Source organism: Streptomyces sp. NPDC055243, from assembly GCF_044544025.1.
In the GTDB taxonomy this organism is placed as follows: domain Bacteria; phylum Actinomycetota; class Actinomycetes; order Streptomycetales; family Streptomycetaceae; genus Streptomyces.
This window is the reverse complement of the sequence record NZ_JBITWR010000001.1, coordinates 1,099,944-1,121,228: the sequence shown is the minus strand read 5'-3', so window position 1 is coordinate 1,121,228 and position 21,285 is coordinate 1,099,944. Positions and strand designations below refer to the sequence as shown.

The following is a 21,285-nucleotide window of genomic DNA, read 5'->3' as shown; positions in this document are numbered from 1 at the left end:
TTTATTGAAGCGCCAACTGTGGGCATGAAAGCGCTTGTTGAGACGGACGTGCCATCCCCCCTGCAGGAGGCCCCCATGCGCGCTCGCCTGACCGCTCTCGCCGTGAGCACGGCTTCCCTCACCCTGGCAGTCGGGGTGGCCGCCGCTCCCGCCGCCGCCGTGCCCGCCGACAAGGCGCAGGTACTTGGCCGGTGGACCCAGACCGACGCGGGCAGCTACGGCGCCTGGGCGTCGGCCAACGCAAACCAGCAGGCCTGGAGCGCGTACCGGTTCAACTGGTCCACCGACTACTGCTCCAGCTCGCCCGACAACCCGCTGGGCTTCCCCTTCAAAACGGCCTGCGCCCGGCACGACTTCGGGTACCGCAACTACAAGGAGGCGGGCACCTTCGGCGCCCACAAGGCCCGCGTCGACAGCGCCTTCTACGAGGATCTGAAGCGCGTGTGCGCCAGGTACAGCGGCGCGACGAAGACCACGTGCAACTCGACGGCCTGGACCTACTACCAGGCCGTCGACAAGCTCGGCCTCACCGGCGCGGCCGGCGAGAAGACCGCCTCCTGACCCCGCGCCCCTCCGGACGCAGACCAGACGAAGAGCGGACCAGGACCGGACAAGGCGCGGACGAAGCACGGTGGCCGGCACCCGGGTGCGGCGCCCTCGCCGCGAGGACGCCGCGAACCGCTCCAGAGCGTCTCGAGGGCGGCTCGTCCCGAGGGCGGCTCGTCCCGAGGGCGGCTGGGGGTGTCTGGGGGTCAGAAGTACACCGGGGAGCGCTCGTCCGTCCGGGTGCGAAACGCCCACCACTGCATGGCCTGGAAGGCGAGCAGCACCGGCAGTACCAGCAGCATCATGGGGCCGACCATGCTCAGGGTGTCGGGGTGGGCGGCGGCCTCGGCGAGCGAGAGGTCCTCGCCCGGGTAGGTGCTCACCACCGTCTGCGGGAAGCGGGCCACGCCGATGGCCAGCACGGGAAGGCACGCGGCCAGGCCGCTGAACAGCCAGGCGCCCGGGCTGTTGGAGGCCGCCAGCCGTGCGGCCAGCAGCGCGGCGGTGATCGCGGCCAGGGCGATGAGCGCGGCGGGCAGCGCGTTGGGCACGCCGTCGCGGGTCTGGGCGTCGAAGGCGGCGGCGAAGAGGGTGAGCAGGCCCAGCCCCGCCGCCGTAGCCCCCAGCCACCAGGTCAGCTCCGCGGCCCGGTCGGCGACCGGGCCGCTGGTCCTGCGGGCCAAAAACACCGCGCCGTGCAGCGCCAGGACGGCCAGGGCGGTCAGCGCCGAGGCCACCGGCACCGGGCGCAGCAGCAGGTCGAGGGAGGGGCTCAGGTGTCCGTCCCTGACCGGGAGCGCGCCGAGCACCGTACCGCCCAGGGCGCCCCACATGAGGGCCAGGGCCACGCAGGCGGCCTGGACCACCGCGTCCCAGCGGCGCCGCCAGGAGGGGGAGGGCACCCGGCGGCGGAACTGGACGGCGGCGTGGCGCAGCAGCAGTGCGGCGACGGCCACCACGATCAGCGGGGCCATGCCGCTGACGACGGTGGACTCCAGGCCGGGGAAGCCGCCCAGCGTGATGCCCGCGGCGGCCACCAGCCACACCTCGTTGCCCAGGAAGAACGGCCCGGTGGCCGCGTCCACGGTGCGGCGGTCCGCGTCGGTGCGGGCCACCAGGCGGCCCACGATGCCGCTGCCGATGGTGATGCCGTCGAGCACGAGATAGCCCGTCAGCAGCAGCGCCAGCAGGGCGTACCAGATGTCGTCCCACATGGTGTGCGCCTTTCAGTAGGTCAACTCAGTAGGTCAACGTGGCGTGGTCTGCGGGTTTTCCGGCCGGGCTGGGGGGCCGGCCCAGTTGTGCCGCGTCCGGTCCCTGGCGGGCGAAGCGCAGCAGCAGCGCCCAGTCGATGAGGGTCAGGGCCACGACCAGCAGGCCGAAGACCAGGAGCGAGGCGAGGGTGCCGGCGGCGGTCAGTCCGGGGGTGAGGGCCTCCTCGGTCTTGAGGACGCCGTAGATGGCCCAGGGCTGGCGCCCGGCCTCGCGGAAGACCCATCCGGCGGTGCTGGCCAGGTAGGGCAGGATGACGCACGCGCTGAGCAGCCACAGCAGGACGCGGCGGCGGATCAGGTTGCGGCGGATCAGGAACAGCAGGGCGACGAGGGGGACGACGATCATCACGGTCCAGCTGGAGAGCATCAGGCTCTCCGCGGTCCTGACGTAGTCGGGGGCGTAGTAGTTGTCGGGGCCGAACTTCTCGGTGAACTCCCTGGCCCGGGCCGCCGCGTTCTTGTCCCCCGGGCCGAACTTGGTCGGGGTCTGGTCGGCCACCACCTGGAACAGGCCGGCGCCCATGATGCCGGTGACCAGGGACGTGAGGGCGGCGACGGGCAGGGCCAGCTTCATCGACGACCAGAAGAACTCCGTGTGGGCGGTGCGCCGGCGCAGGTGCCAGGCGCTGACCGCGACGATGAAGAAGGCGCCGGTGGCCAGCGCGCCGGTCAGGACGTGGCCCATCGCGGAGCCGGCGTTGGAGTTCTGGAAGAGGGTGGCGGTGTCGACCGGCACCATCTCCCCGTCGACCCGGCGGGTGCCCTCGGGGTTTTGCAGGAAGCCGTTGGCGGCCATGACGAAGAAGACCGAGGCGTAGGCGGTCAGCGCCACCAGCCAGATCAGTACGGTGTGCGCGGTGCGGCCCAGCCGGTCCCAGCCGAAGATCCACAGGCCCAGCAGGGTGGACTCGGCGAAGAACGCCACCAGTGTCTCCACCGCCAGGGGCGCGCCGAAGACGTTGCCCGCGGCGTGGGTCAGTCCGCTCCAGTTCAGCCCGAACTGGAACTCCATCACGATGCCGGTGCCGATGCCCAGGGCGTAGTTGATCAGATAGAGCTGGCCCCAGAACCTGGTCTGGGTGCGGTGCTTGTCCTTGCCGGTGATCGCCCAGCGGGTCTGCAGGACGACCAGGAAGGTGACCAGGCCAAGGGTGAGCGAGACGAACAGGTAGTGGGCGATGGCGGTGAGGGCGAACTGGAGCCGTGCGAGGGTGAGCACGTCGTCCACGGGGGTCTCTCCTTGTGCAGCCGTGCAGATGGCGAGCAGATGAACGGGCCGCCGGGCCGGCCCGGCAGGCGAGTGCGGGCGCGGCAGGCCGACGCGCGGGCCGCCGGGCCGGCCCGGCAGGCGCGGCAGGCGCGGCAGGCGCGGCAGGCGCGGGCCGCCGGGGCGGGCGCGGCAGGCGAGTGCAGGCGCGGGCCGCCGGGGCGGGCGCGGCGGGGAGTGCGGGCGCCGTCAGGAGCGCCCGCACTCCCCTGCCGGGGTCAGTGCTTCTCGACGTTCAGCTTGGGCAGCATCCGGTCCAGGCCCGCCGGGATCCACCAGGCCTTGCGCCCCATCAGCTGCATCGCGGCCGGGACGATCATCAGGCGGATGATGATGGCGTCGACGAACACGGCCACCGCCATCCCGAAGCCGAACTGCTGCAGCATGCGGTCGCTGTTGAGCATGAACGCCCCGAAGACCGCGACCATGATGGCGCCGGCGGCGACGATGACCCCGCCGGTGTGCGCCAGGCCCTCGCGGATGGCGGTTGCGTGCTCGTCCGTGCGGTCCCACTCCTCCCGGACCCGGCTGACCAGGAAGATCTCGTAGTCCATGGACAGGCCGAACACGATCGCGAAGACCATGATCGGCAAGAAGGCCTCGATCGGTCCGGACTCGACGCCGAACATGCCCTTCTGGAAGACCAGCGTCATCGCACCGAGCGCGGCGCCGATGCTCAGCAGGTTCAGCAGCGCGGCCTTGAGCGGCACCAGCACCGAGCGGAACACCATGACCAGCAGGATCAGCGAGAGCCCCACCACGATCGCGATGAACAGCGGCATCCGCTCGGCGACGGTGTCGGAGTAGTCCACCACCGCCGCGGTCGACCCGCCCACCAGGTACTCGGCCCCGTTCTCCTCACCGAGCTGCGGAAGGACGTCATCGCGCAGCACATGCACCAGATCCGAGGTCCCGGCGTCCTGCGGGGCGGAGTCGGGGAACGCGATCACCGTGAACGCGCCCGGCTCCTCGGCCGGGATGGGACCGGTGGCGGCCGCGATGCCCTGCGTGTCGTTGAGCTTCGCGGACAGCGCCTGGGCCGCCTGGTCCTTGCCTTCGGCCACCACCACCAGCGGCCCGTTGAAGCCCGGGCCGAACCCCTCGGCCAGCAGGTCATAGGCGCTGCGGCTGGTGGACTTCTCCGGGTCGTTGCCCGCGTCGGCGAACCCCAGCCGCATGTCCAGGGCCGGGGCGGCCAGGGCGCCGAGCGCGACGACGGCCAGCACCAGCACCGCCAGCGGCCGGCGCTGGACGAAGCCGGCCCAGCGGCGCCAGCCGGTCCCCGGCGCGGGCTTGCCCTTGTCGACGCGCTTTTGGGCCTTGGCGGTGAACTGGCGGGCGAAGCGCTTGCCGAAGATCGCAAGGAGGGAGGGCAGCAGGGTCAGCGAGGCCAGCATGGTGACCAGCACCGTCAGCGCCAGCGCCACCGCGGTGCCCTGCAGCGAACCCAGCCCCAGGGCCACCAGGCCCAGCAGGGCCACGATGACCGTGCAGCCCGCGAAGAACACGGTGCGCCCGGCCAGGTCGAGCGCGCGCCGCGAGGCATCCTCCGGCGAGGCCCCCCTGACCAGTTCGGCCCGGTAGCGGGCGAAGACCAGCAGCGCGTAGTCGATGCCCACCCCCAGACCCACGATGATCATGACGTACGGGGTGTAGCTGGGGATGGTGAAGGTGTGCGAGAGCAGGATGATGGCGCCCAGCGTGCTGCCCACCGCGAACACCGCGGTGATCACCGGCAGTCCGGCCGCGATGATCGTGCCGAACATGATGCCCAGGATCACCAGCGCGGCCAGCATGCCCGCGCCCTCCGCCGCGCCGCTCTCCTCCTCGGCCAGCTTCCGGGCCGCGTCGCCGCCGAGCTCGACCTGCAGGCCGTCCGCCTGCGCCGTGCGGGCGGTGTCCAGGATGCGCTGGGTGTCGGCCTTGTCCATCTCATCGGCCGTGCCCTCCAGGACGACCGTGGCATACCCGATCGTGCCGTCCTTGGAGAGGGTGGACTGGTCCTGGTAGGGGCTGCGCACCTGGGCGACCTTGGGCAGGTCGGCCACCTTCTCCAGCATGCCCGACACCCGCTGCTTGACGGCCGCCCCGGCAAGCCCGTCCTTGTCGTGCAGCACGATCTCCACGGAATCGCCCGCGCCGGCCGACCCGTGCTCCTCCAGGACGTCCAGGGCCTGCTGGCTCTCGGTGCCCGGCAGGGAGAAGTCGTCACGGTAGCGGTCACCGGCCGCCGAGGCTCCCGCCCAGACACCCATGAGGATCACCAGCCACAGCACCAGCGCCGTCCACCGGTGGCGCTGGGCGAAAGAGGCGGTGCGCTCCAGGACACTGCCCCGGGGCGGGGGCGGCGCCGAACGGTTCTCCTGTGTCTGGCCGGGCGTATAAGTCACCGTGCGCTCCTTGTCTGGATCACCGCACCCAGACAACCCCGCGACGCGGCCGGGTCGGCCACGCCTGCGGCGGACCCGGACACGAGCGGAACTGACTGGGCGTCAGTTCGTGGGAACAGGACGAAAATCGGGACGAAAAATCGGGACGACAATCGGAAAGAGAATCGGGACGGGAATCAGGGGCACGGTGCACCCCGCGCAGCACCCGGACCCCGCCCCCGGGCCCGGGGGCGGGACGTACCGGTCCTGCGGCCTTGCGGTCCTGCGGCCTTGCGGTCTTGCGGCCTTGCGCGCGGCGGCGTGCGCCGGATGACCGCCAGGGCCACCGGCCGAGCTCAGTGACACACCGTCAGACCCTCACGGGGGCCCGCCGGGCGGCGGCGGGTCCTGCCAGGTTCTGCCGGGCGGTGCCGGGTCTTGCAGGGCGGCAGGTTCTGCCAGGTGCTGCAGGGGCGGTGCCGGGTCCTGCCGGGTCCTGCCAGGTGCTGCCAGGTGGTGCCGGGTTCTACAGAGCGGCGGGTCCTGCAGGATCCTGCCGAGAGGTGCCGGGTCCTGCCGGGTCCTGCCGGGTTTTGCTGGGCGGCGGCGGGTTCTACGGGGCGGCGGATCCTGCCGGGTTCAGCCGGGTGGTGCCGGGTCATGCAGGGCGGTGCGGTGCCGGGTGGTGCCGGGTCCTGCCGAGCGGTGCGGTGCCGGGTTTTGCAGGGCGGTACTGGGCGGTGCGGTGCCGGGTTTTGCAGGGTGGTGCTGGGCGGTGCGGTGCCTGAGCGGGTCCGGCCGCCGCGCGCGGATCCCGCACGGCCCCCGAACCCCCCGGCCACGGCCGCCCGGTGGGCAACGGATTGTGCGCGGTGTCCGGCCGGATCACGGCGCCCGGTCCTCACCGGGCACCGGGCCCAACCGCGCGGCCCAGGACGGCACACGGAGCACCGGGCGGCACACGCAGCACCCGGGGGAGGTGTGCGGACGTGCACCGCCGCGGTGACCCCGTGCGCCACGGCCGGCCAGGGCCGGCCGGGACCGGTGGAGCGAGCGCCGGCCGCCGAGGAGGCCGCCTCGCGCCCGGGCCCCTGCCCGGGCGGCGCAAGAGGCGCGCCTGGCTAGCGGGCCTGCAGCCGCTGGGTCTCGGTGTGGAAGATCTCGTTGCCCCGGTCGGTGATCTCCAGCAGCAGCTCCTGCTGCTCCTCGGTGAGCCCGAGCAGCAGCTCGCCGAACGCCGCCCGGAAATCGGTCAGCAGCACATCGACCTGCGAGGCGAAGGCCTCGGGCACCGCCTCGACGATGACCCGCCGGCGGTCCACCGGATCAGGCCTGCGCCGCACGAACCCGGCCTTCTGCAACCGGTCGATCACCGTGGTGATGGCGCCGCCGCGGCTGAGACCGACCTGCTCGGCCAGCCGCCCCGGCGTCGTGGGCCCCTCCAGGTCCAGCAGGCTCAGACAGTTGAAATCGGTGGCATTGAGCCCCACCGCCTGGGCCACCGCCGCCTGGAACAGCACGGTCCTGGCCGCCTGCACCCGCAGCGCCGTCGCCAGCGCCGGCAGCCTGGATCCCGAGCCGCCCACACTGTCCGTCGCACCGTCAAGACGCATGTCGGGGCTGCCCTTTCCCTCTGGTGACCGAAACCACCAGCCTACTGCCCCGCCCGGACCACTCCCCCGCCCGACAACCACCCCCGGGCGCCCTGCCGCACCACCAGAAAGCCCGCACCCCCCCAGCCGCCCCGGAGAGACACCGCCCCGCCGGACCGGACGCAGCGAGCACCGCAGACCAGCAGCACCCCCCGCCCCCCGCCGCCCGCACGGCCCCGGCACCCGCCGGGACCCCGCATCCAGGGGCCAACACCGCGCCCCGCCGGGCGGAGCATGCGCACGCCCCAGCGGTCCCGCCCCCCACCGGATTCTCTCTATCTTCATGCTTCTCGAATTTAGAGAGACTTTGCCGTTCCGTCAAGCCCACACCAGAAACCACCCCGCACCAGCCACCACAACAACCCACCCACAGCACCCACCCCCACCCCACACCCGGCAGAAGACATCAACCCCGCACCCGGAACACGGAGTTGAGCACACCCCCGACAGCGGACGCGCAGCCCGCGCCGCAGCAAGGAGTGCAACCCGGTGCCCGGCGCGGGGCGCAAGACGCTGGAACCGCGCCGGAGCGCGGAGCTGACTACACCCCGACACCCAGCAGCGGACGCCGGACCCGCGCCGCAGCCCAGGCGGGGGGACACCGGACCCGTGCCGGACCCGGACCCGGCCGCGGTACCCACACAGGGGTCAGGGCTGGCGCGCGGGCGGGGCGGGGGACGCCAATCCCGTCCCGGAGCCCGGAGTTGACTACACCCCCGACACCCAGCAGCGCACGCCGAACCCGCACCGGACCCAGGAACACACCCCGACGCAGGGCGCAGGACACCGACACCAGACAGGGCGACACCCGACCCGCACCAGACCCGGTCGCGGTGTCCGGCGGGGGACGCCGAACCCGCGCCCGGACCCAGGACTGCACCCCGACGCGGGGCGCAAGGACGCCGGCCCCGTGCGGGCCCCGGTCGCCGTCGCCGCGGTACCCGCCGGGGGACGCCGATCCCGCCCCGGAGCGCGGAGTTGACTACACCCCCGAACACCCAGCGGCGGACGCGCATCCCGTGCCGGCCCCAGGAACACACCCCGACACGGGGCGCAGGACACCGACACCAGACGGGGGGACGCCGAACCCGCGCCCGGAGCGCGGAGTTGAGCACACTCCGACACCCGGCGGCGGACGCGCATCCCGTGCCGGCCCCAGGAACACACCCCGGCGCCCGACGCGGGGCGCAGGACACCGACACCAGACGGGGGGGACGCCGGACTCGCGCCGGACCCAGCCATAGTCGCGGTGTCCGCGCCGGGGTCAGGGCTGGCGCGCGGGCGGGGCGGCGGCCTCCAGGTCCGCGACCGAGCCCGACATGATCGTGCGTACATGCCCGGTGATGTGCCCGGCAGGCCAGTCCCACCACGCCACGGCCAGCAGCCGGGCGACATCCTCCGCGTCGTAACGGGTACGGATCAGCCGGGCCGGATTGCCCCCCACGATCCCGTAGTCGGGCACATCACCGGTGACCACCGCACCGGACGCGACCACCGCACCGTGACCGATCCGGACCCCGGGCATGACCGTCACACCATGACCGAACCACACATCATGACCGACGACGGTGTCACCCCGGCCGGGCAGATCCGTGATCAGATCGAAGTGCTCCGCCCAGGAACCGCCCATGACGGGGAAGGGGAAGGTCGAGGGACCGTCCATCCGGTGATTGGCACCGTTCATGATGAACCGGGTCCCGGTACCCAGCGCACAGAATTTACCGATGCGAAGCTTCTCCGGGCCGTAGTGATACAGCACATTGCGCGTCTCGAACGCGGTCGGATCCACCGGATCGTCGTAATAGGAATACTCCCCCACCTCGATCAACGCAGACGTCACCAACGGCCGCAGCAAAACCACCCGCGGATGCTCCGGCATCGGATACAGAACCGTGGGATCAGCAGGAACAGACACCATACGAACCGTGCACTTCCTTCCAGAAACAAAACAACGAGACAACGAGACAACCGAACACCAACAGGACAGCGGGGACAGGAAGCCAGGAACGCACAGCAGGGCAGGAACAGGCAGAGGGGCAGAGAACACGGAGCACCGGGCACGGGGCACGGGGCACGGGGCACGGGACAGAGGGCACGGGGCAGAGGGCAGGAACGAAGGCGGCGCGCAACCCTCAAGCCGGCAACGAGGCGGCCTGGGCGGCACACACCCCCAGACAACTCCCCCGCCACCGCCGCCACAGCAGCCGGCCACGGCTCACGACCACAACAACGCCGGCAAAAGCCACCAGCACCACCCCCCAGCCCCTCAGCCAGAACCGGCGAGAAACGCTTGGCGGGCCCATCGAACAACAGAACATCCGCAACCCGGCTGACCAACCGCACCAGAACCAGCCACCGCCACCACCCGGTGGACAACCGCGCCACCACAACACCGAGCCGCGCACACCCGAACACACCCAGAGCCAGCAACGGGTCGACATACTCCCCAGCACCCCCAGCCGCCCGCACCCAAAAGCCGACAGGAGGATCTCGTGACCCGAACCGGGGCCGCGCCTCGATCGCCCGCAGATCACCCAGCACCCCATCGATGACCTGCCCAGCGGTCACCTGCGCGGGCAGGCCCCCGGCCTGGGCGAGGTAGCCGACACCGCCGTCGGCCTGCACGATGACCTCCCCCTGATCGGGGCGCTCCCGCCGGGCGAGCAACCGCAGCAGCGTGGTCTTGCCCGACCCGTTCTCCCCGACGATGCCGGTGTGCTCACCCCGGGCCAGCGAGCAGGTCACCGAGTCGAGTACGGGCCTGCCATTGAACGACTTGCTGACGGCGAGCGCAGTGATCTGTGCAGGCATACAAGCAACTCCGAAGCTGCCGGGGACGAAACGGCCACCTGGGGCCGCAAGACCGGAAGAACGCTTCGGAAGAGCATCGACAACCCCACTACTGCGACAACTGTTACTTTAAGAGCCTGTCATGCTCCAGCCCGCCGAGCAACCGGATTCCCGATGCCCGACCCATCCCACGCCCAGCCCCACCCCGCCGCACCGCCCGAGCGCCGGCCCGGCGGCCGCACCGCCCGCATCCGCGCCCACGTCCTGGACGCGGTACGCGCCGAACTCGGTGAACACGGCTACGAGGGACTCACGATGGAGGGCGTCGCGGCCCGCGCCGGCGTGCACCGCGCCACCGTCTACCGACGCTGGCAAGACACCGGCGGCCTGCTCGCCGACCTCCTCGACGCCGCCGGCCAGGACGACTGGCAGCCCCCCAACACCGGCTCCCTCCACGAGGATCTGACCGCCCTCAACGACGAGATCCAGCAATCCCTGCTCGCACAACCCTCCATCGCCCAAGCCCTGATCGCCGCCTCGTTCCGCTCCGCACGAGCCGCCCACGCCCAGCAGCAGTTGTGGGAGGACCGCTACCAACGCTGCGAAATCCTCGTCGAGCGCGCCATCCAACGCGGTGAACTCCCCCACTACACCGACGCACGACGACTGTTGATCGCCGCCACCGCACCCCTCTACCACCAGCTAGTGCTTATGCGGACCGCCCCCGACCCGCACCTGCCCACCCACGCCGCCACCACCGCAACCCTGGCCGCCAGTGCCGGAGCCTTCAACCACCCCCCACCCAACCCAAACCCCTGACACCCCCACCACCGAAACGGACCCCACCAGGGCCCGGAAGGGCCCCTCGCCCCGGCGGAGCCACACGCCAGGGCAAAACCCGGCACACAAGAAAGAAACGATGCCCGGGACATGGCGGCACGTACAGGACAACACCCTGACCACAGAACTGCGGCAGCGGCTGGAGGTGTCGACCTTCCACGGCTTCGCCTGGAGGGTCATCACCAGCTTTGGTGCACGGCCCCGGACCCAGACAGCACCCGCACCACGCAACCCATCAAGCTGAAGAGCTGGTCCCTCAACTCCGGTTCAGGAGCGCGGACCGCCTGGCACGATCGCTTCCCATGGAGTCTGGTGCATGGAGTACTCACGCGGTGACGGAGGCCGCCGGCCAGGTGGTCAAGCGATTCCCCGGCCGTGACGGCGGACGCGCTGAGCGCGAATGGCGCGCTCTGAGGCTCCTGTCCGTTCATGCGCCAGGACTGGCCCCTGAACCCGGGGAGGCGGACCTGACAGCTGCCGGGTCGACCGTGGTGATGTCACGGCTCACAGGTGTACCCATGCGTGGATACGCGCTGAGAGACGAGCAGGTCAAGGCACTGGCGCATGCAGTACGCACGCTGCACACCGCGGTGCCCGTCCACACCCTCCGTCAGGTTCCCGCCAGGCCCGGCCAGCAGGCCGATCTCATCGCCCACCTCAACACCTGGGCAGCGACAGCCCGCCCCAAGGCCCCGCACGGCCCGGTGACACGGGCCATGGACCGCGGACTGCACTGGCTCGCCCGCTCAAGCCTGCACGCGGACACAGCGTCAAATGTCCCGCCGGTCTTCGGCCCGGGAGACGGCAACCTTGCCAACTACCTCTGGAACGGCTCCAGCGTCCAGGTGGTCGACTTCGAGGACTCGGGCCGCAGCGACCGCGCTTTCGAACTCGCGGAAATCACCGAGCACGTCGGGAGCTGGGTCGAGCACCCCCTCGATGTCCCCTCATTCCTACGGCATTTCGACCTGACCCCATCCGAATCCGCACGGCTCGAGGACTGCCGCCGACTCCTCGCCCTGGTCTGGCTGTTCCTCCTGAACTTCGACAACCAGAGCCAGAACCCAAAGAACCCCGTCGGCACCGTGGAACGCCAAGCGGACCGACTGACCAGCCAACTCCCCTGATCCAGGACACCTCCTCCCACCGACACAGACCCCCGGGAGCAGATTCCCGGCGTCGTGGAAGGCCGCCGGCGTCGCACCGACCGCCCGGACCGCCGGCGCAACGCCGTGGTCGTGGAGCCGGAGGACCTCGGGCCGGCCATCACCTGTCTCGCGCACGGAAGTTGCGCGGGAGTGAGGTGCCTGCGCGTGGGCAGGAGGGGCTTGCCCGGTAGATCACCGGGCGCTGTCGTGCCAGCACGGCATCGACGAGCGCATGCGCCGAAGGAGAAACGGTCTATGACACAGGGCGAACCGGCCACCAAGAACCCGGACAAAGGCTATGTAGCGCTTCTTGGCTGGAGTCTCAATGCGGTGGAAGCCCTCGACCGGTTCGACAGGCGCTATATCGTCGTGGCGCCGGAGTGGGCCGAGGAGTACTGCGTCGACCACGGCATCCCCTACGTTCCGTGGAATTTCGAGCGGCTCAACGACCGCTCCATGGAGATCGCCGAGACCCTTCAGAACGAGGGGGTAGACGTCGCGATCCCGCTGTACGAGGAAACGGTTGAATGGGCGGGGGCTATCAACTCCGTTCTGCTTGGCAACCCGCGACTGTACGGTCAGGCCATGCTGCTGCGTGACAAGGCGCTGATGAAGCGCCGCGCGCAACTCGGCGGTATCCGGGTCGGGATCTTCGAGGAGGCCCACGACCGGGACGACGTGACCCGCTTCCTCAAGCGCGTCAATCAGACCCTGCTCAAGCTGGACGGTGACCCGAACGACCCGATCCATCTCAAGGCGTTCGACAAGGCAGGATGCCTCGGGCACCGCGTCATCCGTACCCCGGACGAGGTCGACACGATTCCGGACGAGGAGTTCCCGGTCCTCATGGAATCCCACCTCGACGGCTGGGAGTTCGCGGTCGAGGCGTGGGTGCACAACGGGAAGATCAAGTTCCTCAACATCTCCGAGTACGTCACGCTGGGATATTCGGTGTTCGTGCCGGCGACCCCGGAACTGGAGCGGTACCGGCCGCAGATCACGGCGCAGATCGAGAAGCTCATCAAGACGTTCGACATCGAGTTCGGCTTCGTACACCCCGAGTATTTCGTCACAAGTGACGGAGAGATGTACTTCGGTGAGGTCGCCTACCGGCCGCCGGGCTTCAAGGTGTTCGAGCTGCTGGAGCGGGCGTACGGGTTCAACGCCTACCATGGGCTGGTTCTTGCCTTCGACCCGAAGACGACCGAGGAGGAGATCGACGCCTTCTTCCCGCGCGAGGTCGTCGACGCGTCCGGGGTCGCCGGCTGCTTCGGTGTCTACCCGCGCCGCCGCGTCGTCAGCGACCTGGAGATCCCGCAGGAGACCGAGGACGACGACTACTACGAGTCGCACGATCTCTCGACGCCGCTGGAGGAGACGGTCACCAAGAGGACCGCGTTCGGCACCCACTGGGGCCTGGTGTACTTCTTCGGTGATGACCCCTACCGCATGCGTGACCTGCTGAAGAAGCAGGAAGAGCTCGACTTCTACGTCTGACGGCCTTGTGGACGCAGGAGGCCAACGTGAGGGAAATTCTTTGAAACCGACCGTCGACGTCAACGGTGAGGCCACGACGCTGGACAAGCGCGTGGCCTCGCTGGACGACGCCATCCAGGCCATGGCCGAAACCCGCGACTTCGGCAAGCACACCAAGCTGCGGCGGGTCCTGGAAGCAGTGCGGCGGGTGCTCGGGCAGCCGGGCGGCGCCGCGGCGATCCAGGCCCGGGCACAGGCCCTTGAGGAAGCCGGACTGTTCCTGGAGACGGACTGGGCGTCACCGGAGATCCTCGTCCCGGCGCTGGTCGGCCCGAGCCTGCACAGCGGAAACGCGGACACCGTCGTCATGGAGGCGGCCAGCGAACTGCGGATGCTCGCTGTCGCCCGCGGCGACTACCCGCATCCGACGTTGTCCGCCCAGGACGCCCGCCAGTTCCTGTCCCAGGTACTGGCAACGAACCTGGAGCTGCTGTTCACCCCGCCCAGTGAGGCGGAGCGAATCCAGCAGGGCCGGACCGCACAGCTCATCCGCGACCTGTTCCGTCACCTCGCCGACGAGATCGGCTACGACAGCGTCCTGGACAATTTGGTCGACGAGATATGGCGGATCCTGCGTCAGCGTCCGATCCAGGTCGAGGCGGTGCAGGCCCTGATCACCCGGATCTCGATCTACCGCAACGACCCGGACGTCGCTCTGGGTGTGACGTCGGGGCAGGGCATCGACCGGCTCATCACGAGTCTGTTCGGGACCACCGAGGCGAGCCGGGACGACCCGGGCATCGACGTCTTCCGCTCCCGGCTCGAGGCGATGGATTCCGGCGGCCTTCAGTACGAGGCGACGGGGTTCGCGCGAGCGATGCACGACACCGGCCTGGTGTCGCCGTACCACGCGGAACTGCTCCGATTCCTCCTGCGCGAGAGCGACTACCTCGTCGGTGAGGCGCTCGGCCTTTCCGACACCGGCCGCAACTGTCTGCTGCGCTACAGCCAGCTGGTGCACCGGCTGATCGAGATGGCCGTGCACCCGCAGACCGCGCAGAGCGTCTACGGGCTGGCGCTGCTGCTCGACCGCGGCATCCTCTACCAGCCGCCGGTGGTGCCCGCACTGTGGCGCCAGCTGTCGCTCGAGCTCTCTCCGGTCGCGCGCGAGCGGTTGACTACGGTCTTCGGCGAGACGCCGTCGCCGCAGGCGCGGCTGGTCGCGGGGGTGCTCTCGATGCTGGGCCAGCCACTCGGCGTCGGTCAGGGCGACAACCCCACCTGCCAGTCGGCCCGTGCGCTGTCGATGTGGTCCTACAACGATCCGGACTACCTGCTGCAGATGCTGGTCTGGGCGGCCCGCGACGACGAGGTCCTCATGCACTTCGAGGGGCAGCCGATCTCGTCGAAGGACAGCGCGGGCGGCGTCGCGACCACGCTGCCGATGGACCTGGACCCCGTGTCGCTCCTCCTGGTCCCCCACCTGGACCGGATCTACGCCGAGATGGGGCGGCGCTGCGCCGCACGGCCGGGGGACCCGCACCGGTGGATCAACCCCGAGTTCCACGGCTGGTGGGCAGCCCGCGGGTTCCACATCAACGTCGACGTCGCGACCGGAAACCTGGTCGACCTCGACGAGTTCCTGCGGCAGTTCCACACCAGCTACCACCCCTTCTACAACGGCGAGCAGCCGCTGATCCATCCGCAGCCGGCCGGCATCGCCGTCACCGACAGTGCGGCCCGCTACATCGGCTGGCACGCGATCACCATTCTGCGGACCGCGCCCGACCCGCAGGACGTCATGCGGGTGTACTTCTTCAACCCGAACAACGACAGCGGCCAGGACTGGGGCGACGGCGTCGTCGTCTCCACCTCGGGCAACGGAGAGCGGTTCGGCGAGGCATCACTGCCGTTCGACCAGTTCGCCTCGCGGCTCTACATCTTCCACGCCGACCCGCTCGAGCACGGCGAACCGGAGCGCGTACCCGCCGAGAACATCGCGCGGATCACCGGCTACATCGAGCGCAGCTGGGGCAACGACCGGCTGTCGGCGGAGATGCTTCAAGCCCTCGAAAGGCCCACGAGCCGGTGAGCCCGGCGCCCCGGATCCAGGCCGCGACCTTCCCTGTCTGAATCGCGGCCGGACACCGGAATCGGACAGAGGCCGCAAGGAAGCCGAACCGGCGACCGCCACCGCGGGGAGGGCAAGCCGCCGGTGGTCCTGCGTACCGTCCTGCGTACCGGACCGCCGGCGGCGGTCGGTTCCGGATCTCCCGCAACGACGAAGCCGTCGAGTGGCACGGCGCTCATCGCGCCGCCCGACCTCTCGGCCACGCGTCCCGTGCGGCGCCCCGTGACGGGCTGCACTGCCGGTGCGGCAGTGCAGCCCGCTCAAGCCTTCGTGACGCTTCAGCTGATCCGCAGCTGTTGGGCTCAGTCCAGCCGCCTCCCGAGCCGCTCGGCCAGGAAGGCGATGATCTCGTTCCGGGCTTGCATGGTGGGGTGACCCTCCTGGTCGACGAGGTGGGCCGTGACAACGCTGTGGGCGCAGCCGACGACGTCACGGAAGAAGGGCGGAGGATTGGTGTTCGCCGTCTCGGCTCTGAGTACGCGGCCGTCGAACGCCTCCCCCAGCAGCGCCCGGTAGGCGGCGAACCGCTGGCCGGTGCACCAACTGTCGTTCTCGAAGCGGTAGGCGAGCACCTTCAAGCCGTCGCGCGCCACGCGGTCGGCCACCGCAGCGGCGTCTTCCTCGCTGATCTCCAGACCGCCGGGGTCGTCGAGCGGAAGGGACGGGTGGTTGACGACGGGTGCGATGACAGCGGGTTCGAGCGCCATGGTCAGAGCGAAGTTGCCGGTGAAGCACAGACCGACGGCGCCGACACCGGGCCCTCCGTGCTCCGCGTGCGCCAGGCGGGCGAGGCCACGCAGCCAGGTGACGACAGGGCTTGTGCCGCCTCCGGCAAACGCTCGGAACTCGGCGCTGACACACGCGCGTCGAACGACGGTCTCGCGTGCCTCGGCGAGCGGATAGGCGCCGTCGACACCGAAGAGAGAAGGCAGGTACACCGTGAAGCCGGCATCACGCACCCAGCGCGCGAACCGGGCGACGTCGGGGCTGATGCCCGGCATCTCCGGCATGAGGATGACTGCCGGCCCCGCCCCGGCGACGTACACGGTCTTGGCGATGTCATCGACGCTGACATCTCTCCGTACGAAGTCCTCGAGAGGATCGTTCTGTCCTCGCACCATTGTCATGATCGAGATGATGGCGAGTGGCCGACCTTCCTGAGAAGCGGCGACATCGCCATGTATCCCGGTAATATCGCCACCCTTCAACGGGCGGAGGGGGATCGCGTGAGTCCGTTACGAGTTGGCGTGCTGGCCTACCCCGGCTGCTTCGCGTCGGAGGTGTTCGGCGTGCCCGACCTCCTGACGATGGCAAGTCACGTCGCCGCGGCACGCGGAGCGCACGAACCGGCCTACGAGACGTCGGTCATCTCGCCCCGGAGGAGAGTGATCGCGTCCGGAGGCCCGGTCCTCGACGTCTCGGCGATGCGCCCCGTGGACGTCCTGATCGTGCCGGGCTTCGAGTCTTCGCCCACCACCGGTCTCGAGGCGACCATCGCAGACCTGGGACCGGAAGTGTCGGCGATTCACTCACAGGCGGCAGCGGGGGCCGCTGTCGTCTCGATCTGCGTGGGCGCCTTCCTCGTTGCTGAAGCCGGACTGCTCGACGGACGCGAAGCGACCACGTCCTGGCTGTTCGCGGACCGGTTCGCCCGCCGCTACCCCGACGTCCGCCTCCGGCCGAAGAGTCTGGTCGTGACCGACCGCGGGGTCACGACCACCGCGGCCTTCAGCGCCATGTACGACTTCGCGCTGCAATTCATCCGCGAGCACGACGGTCCCCGCGTCGCCCGTGGCACCGCGCGTATCGCGCTGCTCGATGACGCGCGCTCCACCCAAGCTCCGTACGTCGACGCGGAGCTCATACCAACTCTGGGCAGGGAGTTCTCGCTCAGCGTCAAGCGGTGGCTCGACCAGAACCTCGACACTCGCTACGACCTGTCCACCCTGGCCCAGGAGTTCCACGTCAGCACGAGAACCATGCTCCGCCGCTTCGGCCACGAAGCCGGCGAGTCACCGCTGGCGTACCTTCAGACGGTCCGGGTGCGCCGCGCCAGACACCTGCTGGAAACCACCGACAAGACCGTCGCCAACGTCGCCGCCGATGTCGGATACCGCGACCCTGGAACGTTCAGCGGCATCTTCGCCAGGCACACGGGCCAGCGCCCGAGGGAGTACCGCGCGAAATTCCATCGTCACCGCGTGCCCAAGAGCGCGATCACCAGCGTGCCACCCTCCCTGCATCTGCCGTAATGCCAAGCAGACTCCGCCGCGCGGGGGCGACGCGGCGGCTACGCGGCGGTCTACGAGGCGAACAGCGCGTGCCGGGCGACGGGCAGGACCGACCGGTCCTCTCCGGCACCCTCCGGTGCGCTGATTTCCGCCCAGACCGCGTCGAGGGACAACCCGAGGGTGTCGGCGATCGCGGCGATGGTCGGGAAGGCGGGGGTGGCCACGCGGCCGGATTCGATCTTTCGGAGCGTCTCCGGCGAGATGCCCGCGGCGAGCGCGACGTCGAGCATCGAGCGGCAGCCCCGGGCACGGCGGAGCAGGGCGCCGAGGCGCTGTCCGCGTTCGACCTCGGCGGGAGTGAGCGGCAACCTGACCATGACCCCATTCTAATACCGGTACAGTTAGACCGGTATAGTTATTGGAAACACGTGAGGGGCCCCCATGATTGAGATCCTGAACTCCACCCGGCTCGAGCGGGCGAAGGAGACCGGAGCGCTGGTCGGCTACATCCTGCACACGCTGAAGCAGCGCAGCACGGCCGGCACGAACCTTCTGGACATCGACCAGTGGGCCAAGGAAATGATCGCCGAGGCCGGGGCGCAGTCCTGTTACGTCGACTATGCGCCGTCCTTCGGTCGCGGTCCGTTCGGCCACTACATCTGCACGGCCGTCAATGACGCCGTGCTCCACGGCCGTCCCCACAACTACACGCTGGCCGACGGCGACCTGCTGACCCTCGACCTGGCTGTCTCCACGCGCGGAGTGGCCGCGGATGCCGCGATCAGTTTCCTCGTGGGCGAGGCCCGGCCGGCGGAGAGCGTCGCGATGATCGAGACGACCGAACGCGCGCTGGCCGCGGGCATCGCCGCCGCCAAGCCGGGGGCCCGCATCGGCGATCTCTCCCACGCCATCGGTACGGTCCTCGGCGAAGCCGGGTACCCGATCAACCTTGAGTTCGGCGGTCACGGCATCGGCTCGACGATGCACCAGGACCCGCATGTCGCCAACAACGGACGGCCCGGCCGGGGCTACAAGCTGCGCCCTGGGCTGCTCCTGGCCCTGGAGCCCTGGGTCATGGCCGACACCGCCACGCTCGTCACCGACGCCGACGGCTGGACGCTTCGCAGCGCAACGGGCTGCCGGACGGCACACAGCGAGCACACCATCGCCATCACTGACGACGGAGCCGAAATCCTCACCCTGCCTCCGCGGGCGTAGCCGTCAAGGGCTTGGGGCCGCCCCCGCGTACCGCTGCCGACTGGTGGTTGGGGCGTGCGGTACGGCGGCCCCTGGCTCACGCGTGCGGGGATCATAGAAAGCCAATCGGGCCGCCCACGTTCGCACCAGAACTCAACAGCTCTTGAGCGCGGCAACCTGATGCTTCACCACTGCCTCCTGCAGGCTCGCGACTTGCCCATGCGATTATGCGGACGGCTCTCGATCGACCGGTGCGCAGTCAATTGACCAGGCGATCGAGACGCCGGGGGTCAACCTGTCGAGCGGCAACGGGAGTGCGGTGTGAGCGGGGCTGGGGGGCAGGACGGATCGTCCGTGTCCGATGAGGAGTGGGACCGGTTCCTTCGCGAGTCGGTGGAGGGCAAGGCCGGGGCCCCTGTGGAGCCGTCGGCGCGCGCTCGTGCGGTGGAGCGGCGGCTGCGGGGGCGCTCCGGGCAGCTGGAGGGATGGCGTACGCACTCACCGGCGCGGCCCCGGCGCAGGACAGGCTGGTACGTGACCGGGCTGTTGGCAGCCGTGGCGCTCCTGATGGTGGGGCTCTTCCCGCAGCAACTCTTCGGCTGGGTCGGTGACAACGACGCCGGGCAGGACAAGGCACCCTTGGCCGCCGAGTCGCAGAGCCCGAGCAAGGCGCCCGGCGCAGAGCCGAAGCTACGCGCTACCCGCGCCGAACCCTTCCGGGGTTCACCCGCCGCCCGGTGGGCCGACGGAGCGGCTGGGATCACGGTGCCGCCCGCCAAGGCGACCGGCTGGATGGACACCGCCCAAGTTGAGCGGGCGCTGCGCAAGAGCCGCGACTTCCTGGTGGCCGCGGGGCTCGACTCCCGCGTGCTGCGCGGCGAACGGCCCACCAAGGCGATCGCGCTGCTCAACCCGCATCAACAGGACGTGCAGGACTACCTCCGTGCGGCCCTGTCGACGGCGACGCCCACCGACAAGACCGACCCCCTGTTGCTGTTCAGCCGCTTCCGGCCAGAAAAGGCCCAGCCGGTCGGTGACGTGGTCAAGACACGCGGCCGGCTCACCTACCGGGAGGGGAAGCGCGGGGCGCTCGAGGTGACGGCGGACGTCACCTTCGTCTACCCGGTCGCCCCAGCGGACGACGATGGACGAGAAGCCGAGGTCGTCCGGACCATCGTGCGGCGCGAGGTGGTGATGAGCTGGGACAACCCGGCCAAGGTCATCACCGAACCGGGCACGATGTCCCTCGTCTCCTACACCCTCGACATGACCAACGGCGGCTGCTCCGAGCCGACCGGCTACTTCGTCCCGCCCTTCGACACCACGGACGAGCAGACCGCCGACGAAACCCGCCGGCTCGACCCCTACGACCGCAGCAAACCGCTCGACACGAACAACGGCACGACGGCCACGGGCAAAGACTGCGCGACGGCCACCCGCTCTTGAAGCGCAGGAACCGGGCCGGTTCTGCTTCAGGGGCACGTCTTCGAAGGCCGGCGCCCTTGCCACCCGCTTCGGCGGGTTGGGCGCCGGCCTTGTCTATCGCTCCCCCAGGCGGTCATCCCCGCGGGCAACCTCTCGATCCGCCCACGGTGCGCCCGCCGGCGGCGCTACTTCACGGACCACTTCAGGGGCTCCTTGTAGTACCCCTGGGAGTAGGTCACCTTCTCCACCTCGGCCCCTTCGGGGATGAGGTACGGGTCGCAGACAGCGCGCTTCTCGCCCTTCTTCCACACGTCCTCGGTCCCGAGTTCCTTGACACCGTTGAGGAGGTTGCAGTCCTTTGGCGTGCTGCTGAGGGCACCGATGAGGATGAACTTCGTGCCGGGGCCCGCAGCGGTCTCGACATTGACATCGCTCATCATCGGGGGCGGCTCTTTGAGCGCATCGCCGCCGACGTGCCTGGCGTTGACGTAGACCCACACGACCTTCTTGCCCGCGTACTTGTCGGGCTCATCGAGTTCGTCAAGATCCTCCGGCTTGCCCTCGACGACCTTCGTCGGCGTGAACACGAACTTGGCCGTCTTCTTGTAACTGGAGATCTCCTGCTCCGGGCTCGGCTGACCGAGCCTCAGTTTCTTCGGAGCCTGAGTGGCACTGGGGGTGGCGTCCTTCGAGGAGTCGCCCGTGCTGGGGTAGCACGCGGTGAGGGTGCAGGCCGTGGCCGCGCCGACGGCTATCAGCCCAAGGCGCCGGCCAAAGTGGGCGCTGTGCCGATTCTGTGGATGAGACATAGGACGATACTTTATGTCGATCATTCCACTCGGCAGGAACAGGCCGGCGCTCCCGCAGCGTGATCTCCACTCCACTCCAACGCGACTCGGCCCGGACCGGGTCGGGTCGGGTCGGGTCGGGTCGGGTCGG

Annotated in this window: 17 protein-coding genes; 8 read left to right on the top strand and 9 right to left on the bottom strand. The window is 69.9% G+C overall.

From position 1 onward, the window contains the following. The first annotated feature begins 75 nt into the window (after nt 1-75). A complete protein-coding gene (locus ACIGXX_RS04900; protein ID WP_351174180.1) occupies nt 76-561 on the top strand; it encodes a phospholipase in 486 nt (161 codons plus the stop codon). A gap of 191 nt (nt 562-752) precedes the next feature. Here the strand turns inward: ACIGXX_RS04900 and ACIGXX_RS04895 are convergent, their stop codons facing one another. From ACIGXX_RS04895 to ACIGXX_RS04870, 6 genes are all read right to left on the bottom strand, one after another. Then, on the bottom strand, nt 753-1,760 hold the full coding sequence (locus ACIGXX_RS04895; protein ID WP_351174183.1) for a cytochrome d ubiquinol oxidase subunit II: 1,008 nt from the start codon (nt 1,758-1,760) through the stop codon (nt 753-755). Between the two features lie 25 nt (nt 1,761-1,785). Then, nucleotides 1,786-3,048: a cytochrome ubiquinol oxidase subunit I gene (locus ACIGXX_RS04890; protein WP_351174186.1), complete on the bottom strand. Its 1,263-nt coding sequence runs from the start codon at nt 3,046-3,048 to the stop codon at nt 1,786-1,788. Nucleotides 3,049-3,305: 257 nt separating this feature from the next. Further along, the gene (locus ACIGXX_RS04885; protein WP_351172654.1) at nt 3,306-5,342 is read right to left on the bottom strand and encodes an MMPL family transporter; all 2,037 of its coding nucleotides are present in this window, start codon (nt 5,340-5,342) and stop codon (nt 3,306-3,308) included. Between the two features lie 1,235 nt (nt 5,343-6,577). Then, nucleotides 6,578-7,069 carry a MarR family transcriptional regulator gene (locus ACIGXX_RS04880; protein ID WP_351172459.1) on the bottom strand — a complete coding sequence of 164 codons (492 nt, stop codon included), beginning with the start codon at nt 7,067-7,069 and terminating at the stop codon, nt 6,578-6,580. A gap of 1,303 nt (nt 7,070-8,372) precedes the next feature. Then, on the bottom strand, nt 8,373-9,023 hold the full coding sequence (locus tag ACIGXX_RS04875; RefSeq protein ID WP_383824476.1) for a CatB-related O-acetyltransferase: 651 nt from the start codon (nt 9,021-9,023) through the stop codon (nt 8,373-8,375). After that, nucleotides 8,945-9,919, bottom strand: coding sequence for an ATP-binding cassette domain-containing protein (locus tag ACIGXX_RS04870; protein ID WP_399972737.1), 975 nt, complete (start codon nt 9,917-9,919; stop codon nt 8,945-8,947). The genes ACIGXX_RS04875 and ACIGXX_RS04870 overlap by 79 nt, the downstream gene beginning before the upstream one ends. A 153-nt stretch (nt 9,920-10,072) precedes the next feature. On the opposite strand from ACIGXX_RS04870, the gene ACIGXX_RS04865 reads away from it, so the two are divergent. The 4 genes from ACIGXX_RS04865 (at nt 10,073) to ACIGXX_RS04850 (ending at nt 15,454) form a co-directional block, all read left to right on the top strand. Continuing rightward, the gene (locus ACIGXX_RS04865) at nt 10,073-10,717 is read left to right on the top strand and encodes a TetR/AcrR family transcriptional regulator (protein WP_399972734.1); all 645 of its coding nucleotides are present in this window, start codon (nt 10,073-10,075) and stop codon (nt 10,715-10,717) included. Nucleotides 10,718-11,040: 323 nt separating this feature from the next. After that, the gene (locus ACIGXX_RS04860) at nt 11,041-11,865 is read left to right on the top strand and encodes a phosphotransferase family protein (RefSeq protein WP_399972731.1); all 825 of its coding nucleotides are present in this window, start codon (nt 11,041-11,043) and stop codon (nt 11,863-11,865) included. A gap of 276 nt (nt 11,866-12,141) precedes the next feature. Next, nucleotides 12,142-13,383 carry a carboxylate--amine ligase gene (locus ACIGXX_RS04855; RefSeq protein WP_366463960.1) on the top strand — a complete coding sequence of 414 codons (1,242 nt, stop codon included), beginning with the start codon at nt 12,142-12,144 and terminating at the stop codon, nt 13,381-13,383. A 40-nt stretch (nt 13,384-13,423) separates the two neighbouring features. After that, complete coding sequence (locus ACIGXX_RS04850; protein ID WP_351155750.1) at nt 13,424-15,454, top strand: hypothetical protein; 2,031 nt, start codon at nt 13,424-13,426, stop codon at nt 15,452-15,454. A gap of 341 nt (nt 15,455-15,795) precedes the next feature. Here the strand turns inward: ACIGXX_RS04850 and ACIGXX_RS04845 are convergent, their stop codons facing one another. Continuing rightward, nucleotides 15,796-16,620, bottom strand: coding sequence for a dienelactone hydrolase family protein (locus tag ACIGXX_RS04845; RefSeq protein ID WP_399972727.1), 825 nt, complete (start codon nt 16,618-16,620; stop codon nt 15,796-15,798). A gap of 99 nt (nt 16,621-16,719) precedes the next feature. On the opposite strand from ACIGXX_RS04845, the gene ACIGXX_RS04840 reads away from it, so the two are divergent. Then, entirely contained in the window at nt 16,720-17,745 is a 1,026-nt protein-coding gene (locus tag ACIGXX_RS04840; RefSeq protein ID WP_399972724.1) for a GlxA family transcriptional regulator, read from the top strand. Nucleotides 17,746-17,795: 50 nt separating this feature from the next. Here ACIGXX_RS04840 and ACIGXX_RS04835 read toward each other — a convergent pair whose 3' ends face one another. Next, a complete protein-coding gene (locus ACIGXX_RS04835) occupies nt 17,796-18,101 on the bottom strand; it encodes a helix-turn-helix transcriptional regulator (protein WP_361472929.1) in 306 nt (101 codons plus the stop codon). Nucleotides 18,102-18,165: 64 nt separating this feature from the next. Here ACIGXX_RS04835 and map point away from each other — a divergent pair, with 64 nt between their 5' ends. Beyond that, nucleotides 18,166-18,942, top strand: coding sequence for a type I methionyl aminopeptidase (gene map / locus ACIGXX_RS04830; protein WP_351155757.1), 777 nt, complete (start codon nt 18,166-18,168; stop codon nt 18,940-18,942). A 333-nt stretch (nt 18,943-19,275) separates the two neighbouring features. Beyond that, the gene (locus ACIGXX_RS04825; protein WP_399972719.1) at nt 19,276-20,367 is read left to right on the top strand and encodes a hypothetical protein; all 1,092 of its coding nucleotides are present in this window, start codon (nt 19,276-19,278) and stop codon (nt 20,365-20,367) included. 164 nt (nt 20,368-20,531) lie between these two features. Here the strand turns inward: ACIGXX_RS04825 and ACIGXX_RS04820 are convergent, their stop codons facing one another. After that, nucleotides 20,532-21,155, bottom strand: coding sequence for a hypothetical protein (locus ACIGXX_RS04820; RefSeq protein WP_351155763.1), 624 nt, complete (start codon nt 21,153-21,155; stop codon nt 20,532-20,534). Between the last annotated feature and the right edge of the window lie 130 nt (nt 21,156-21,285).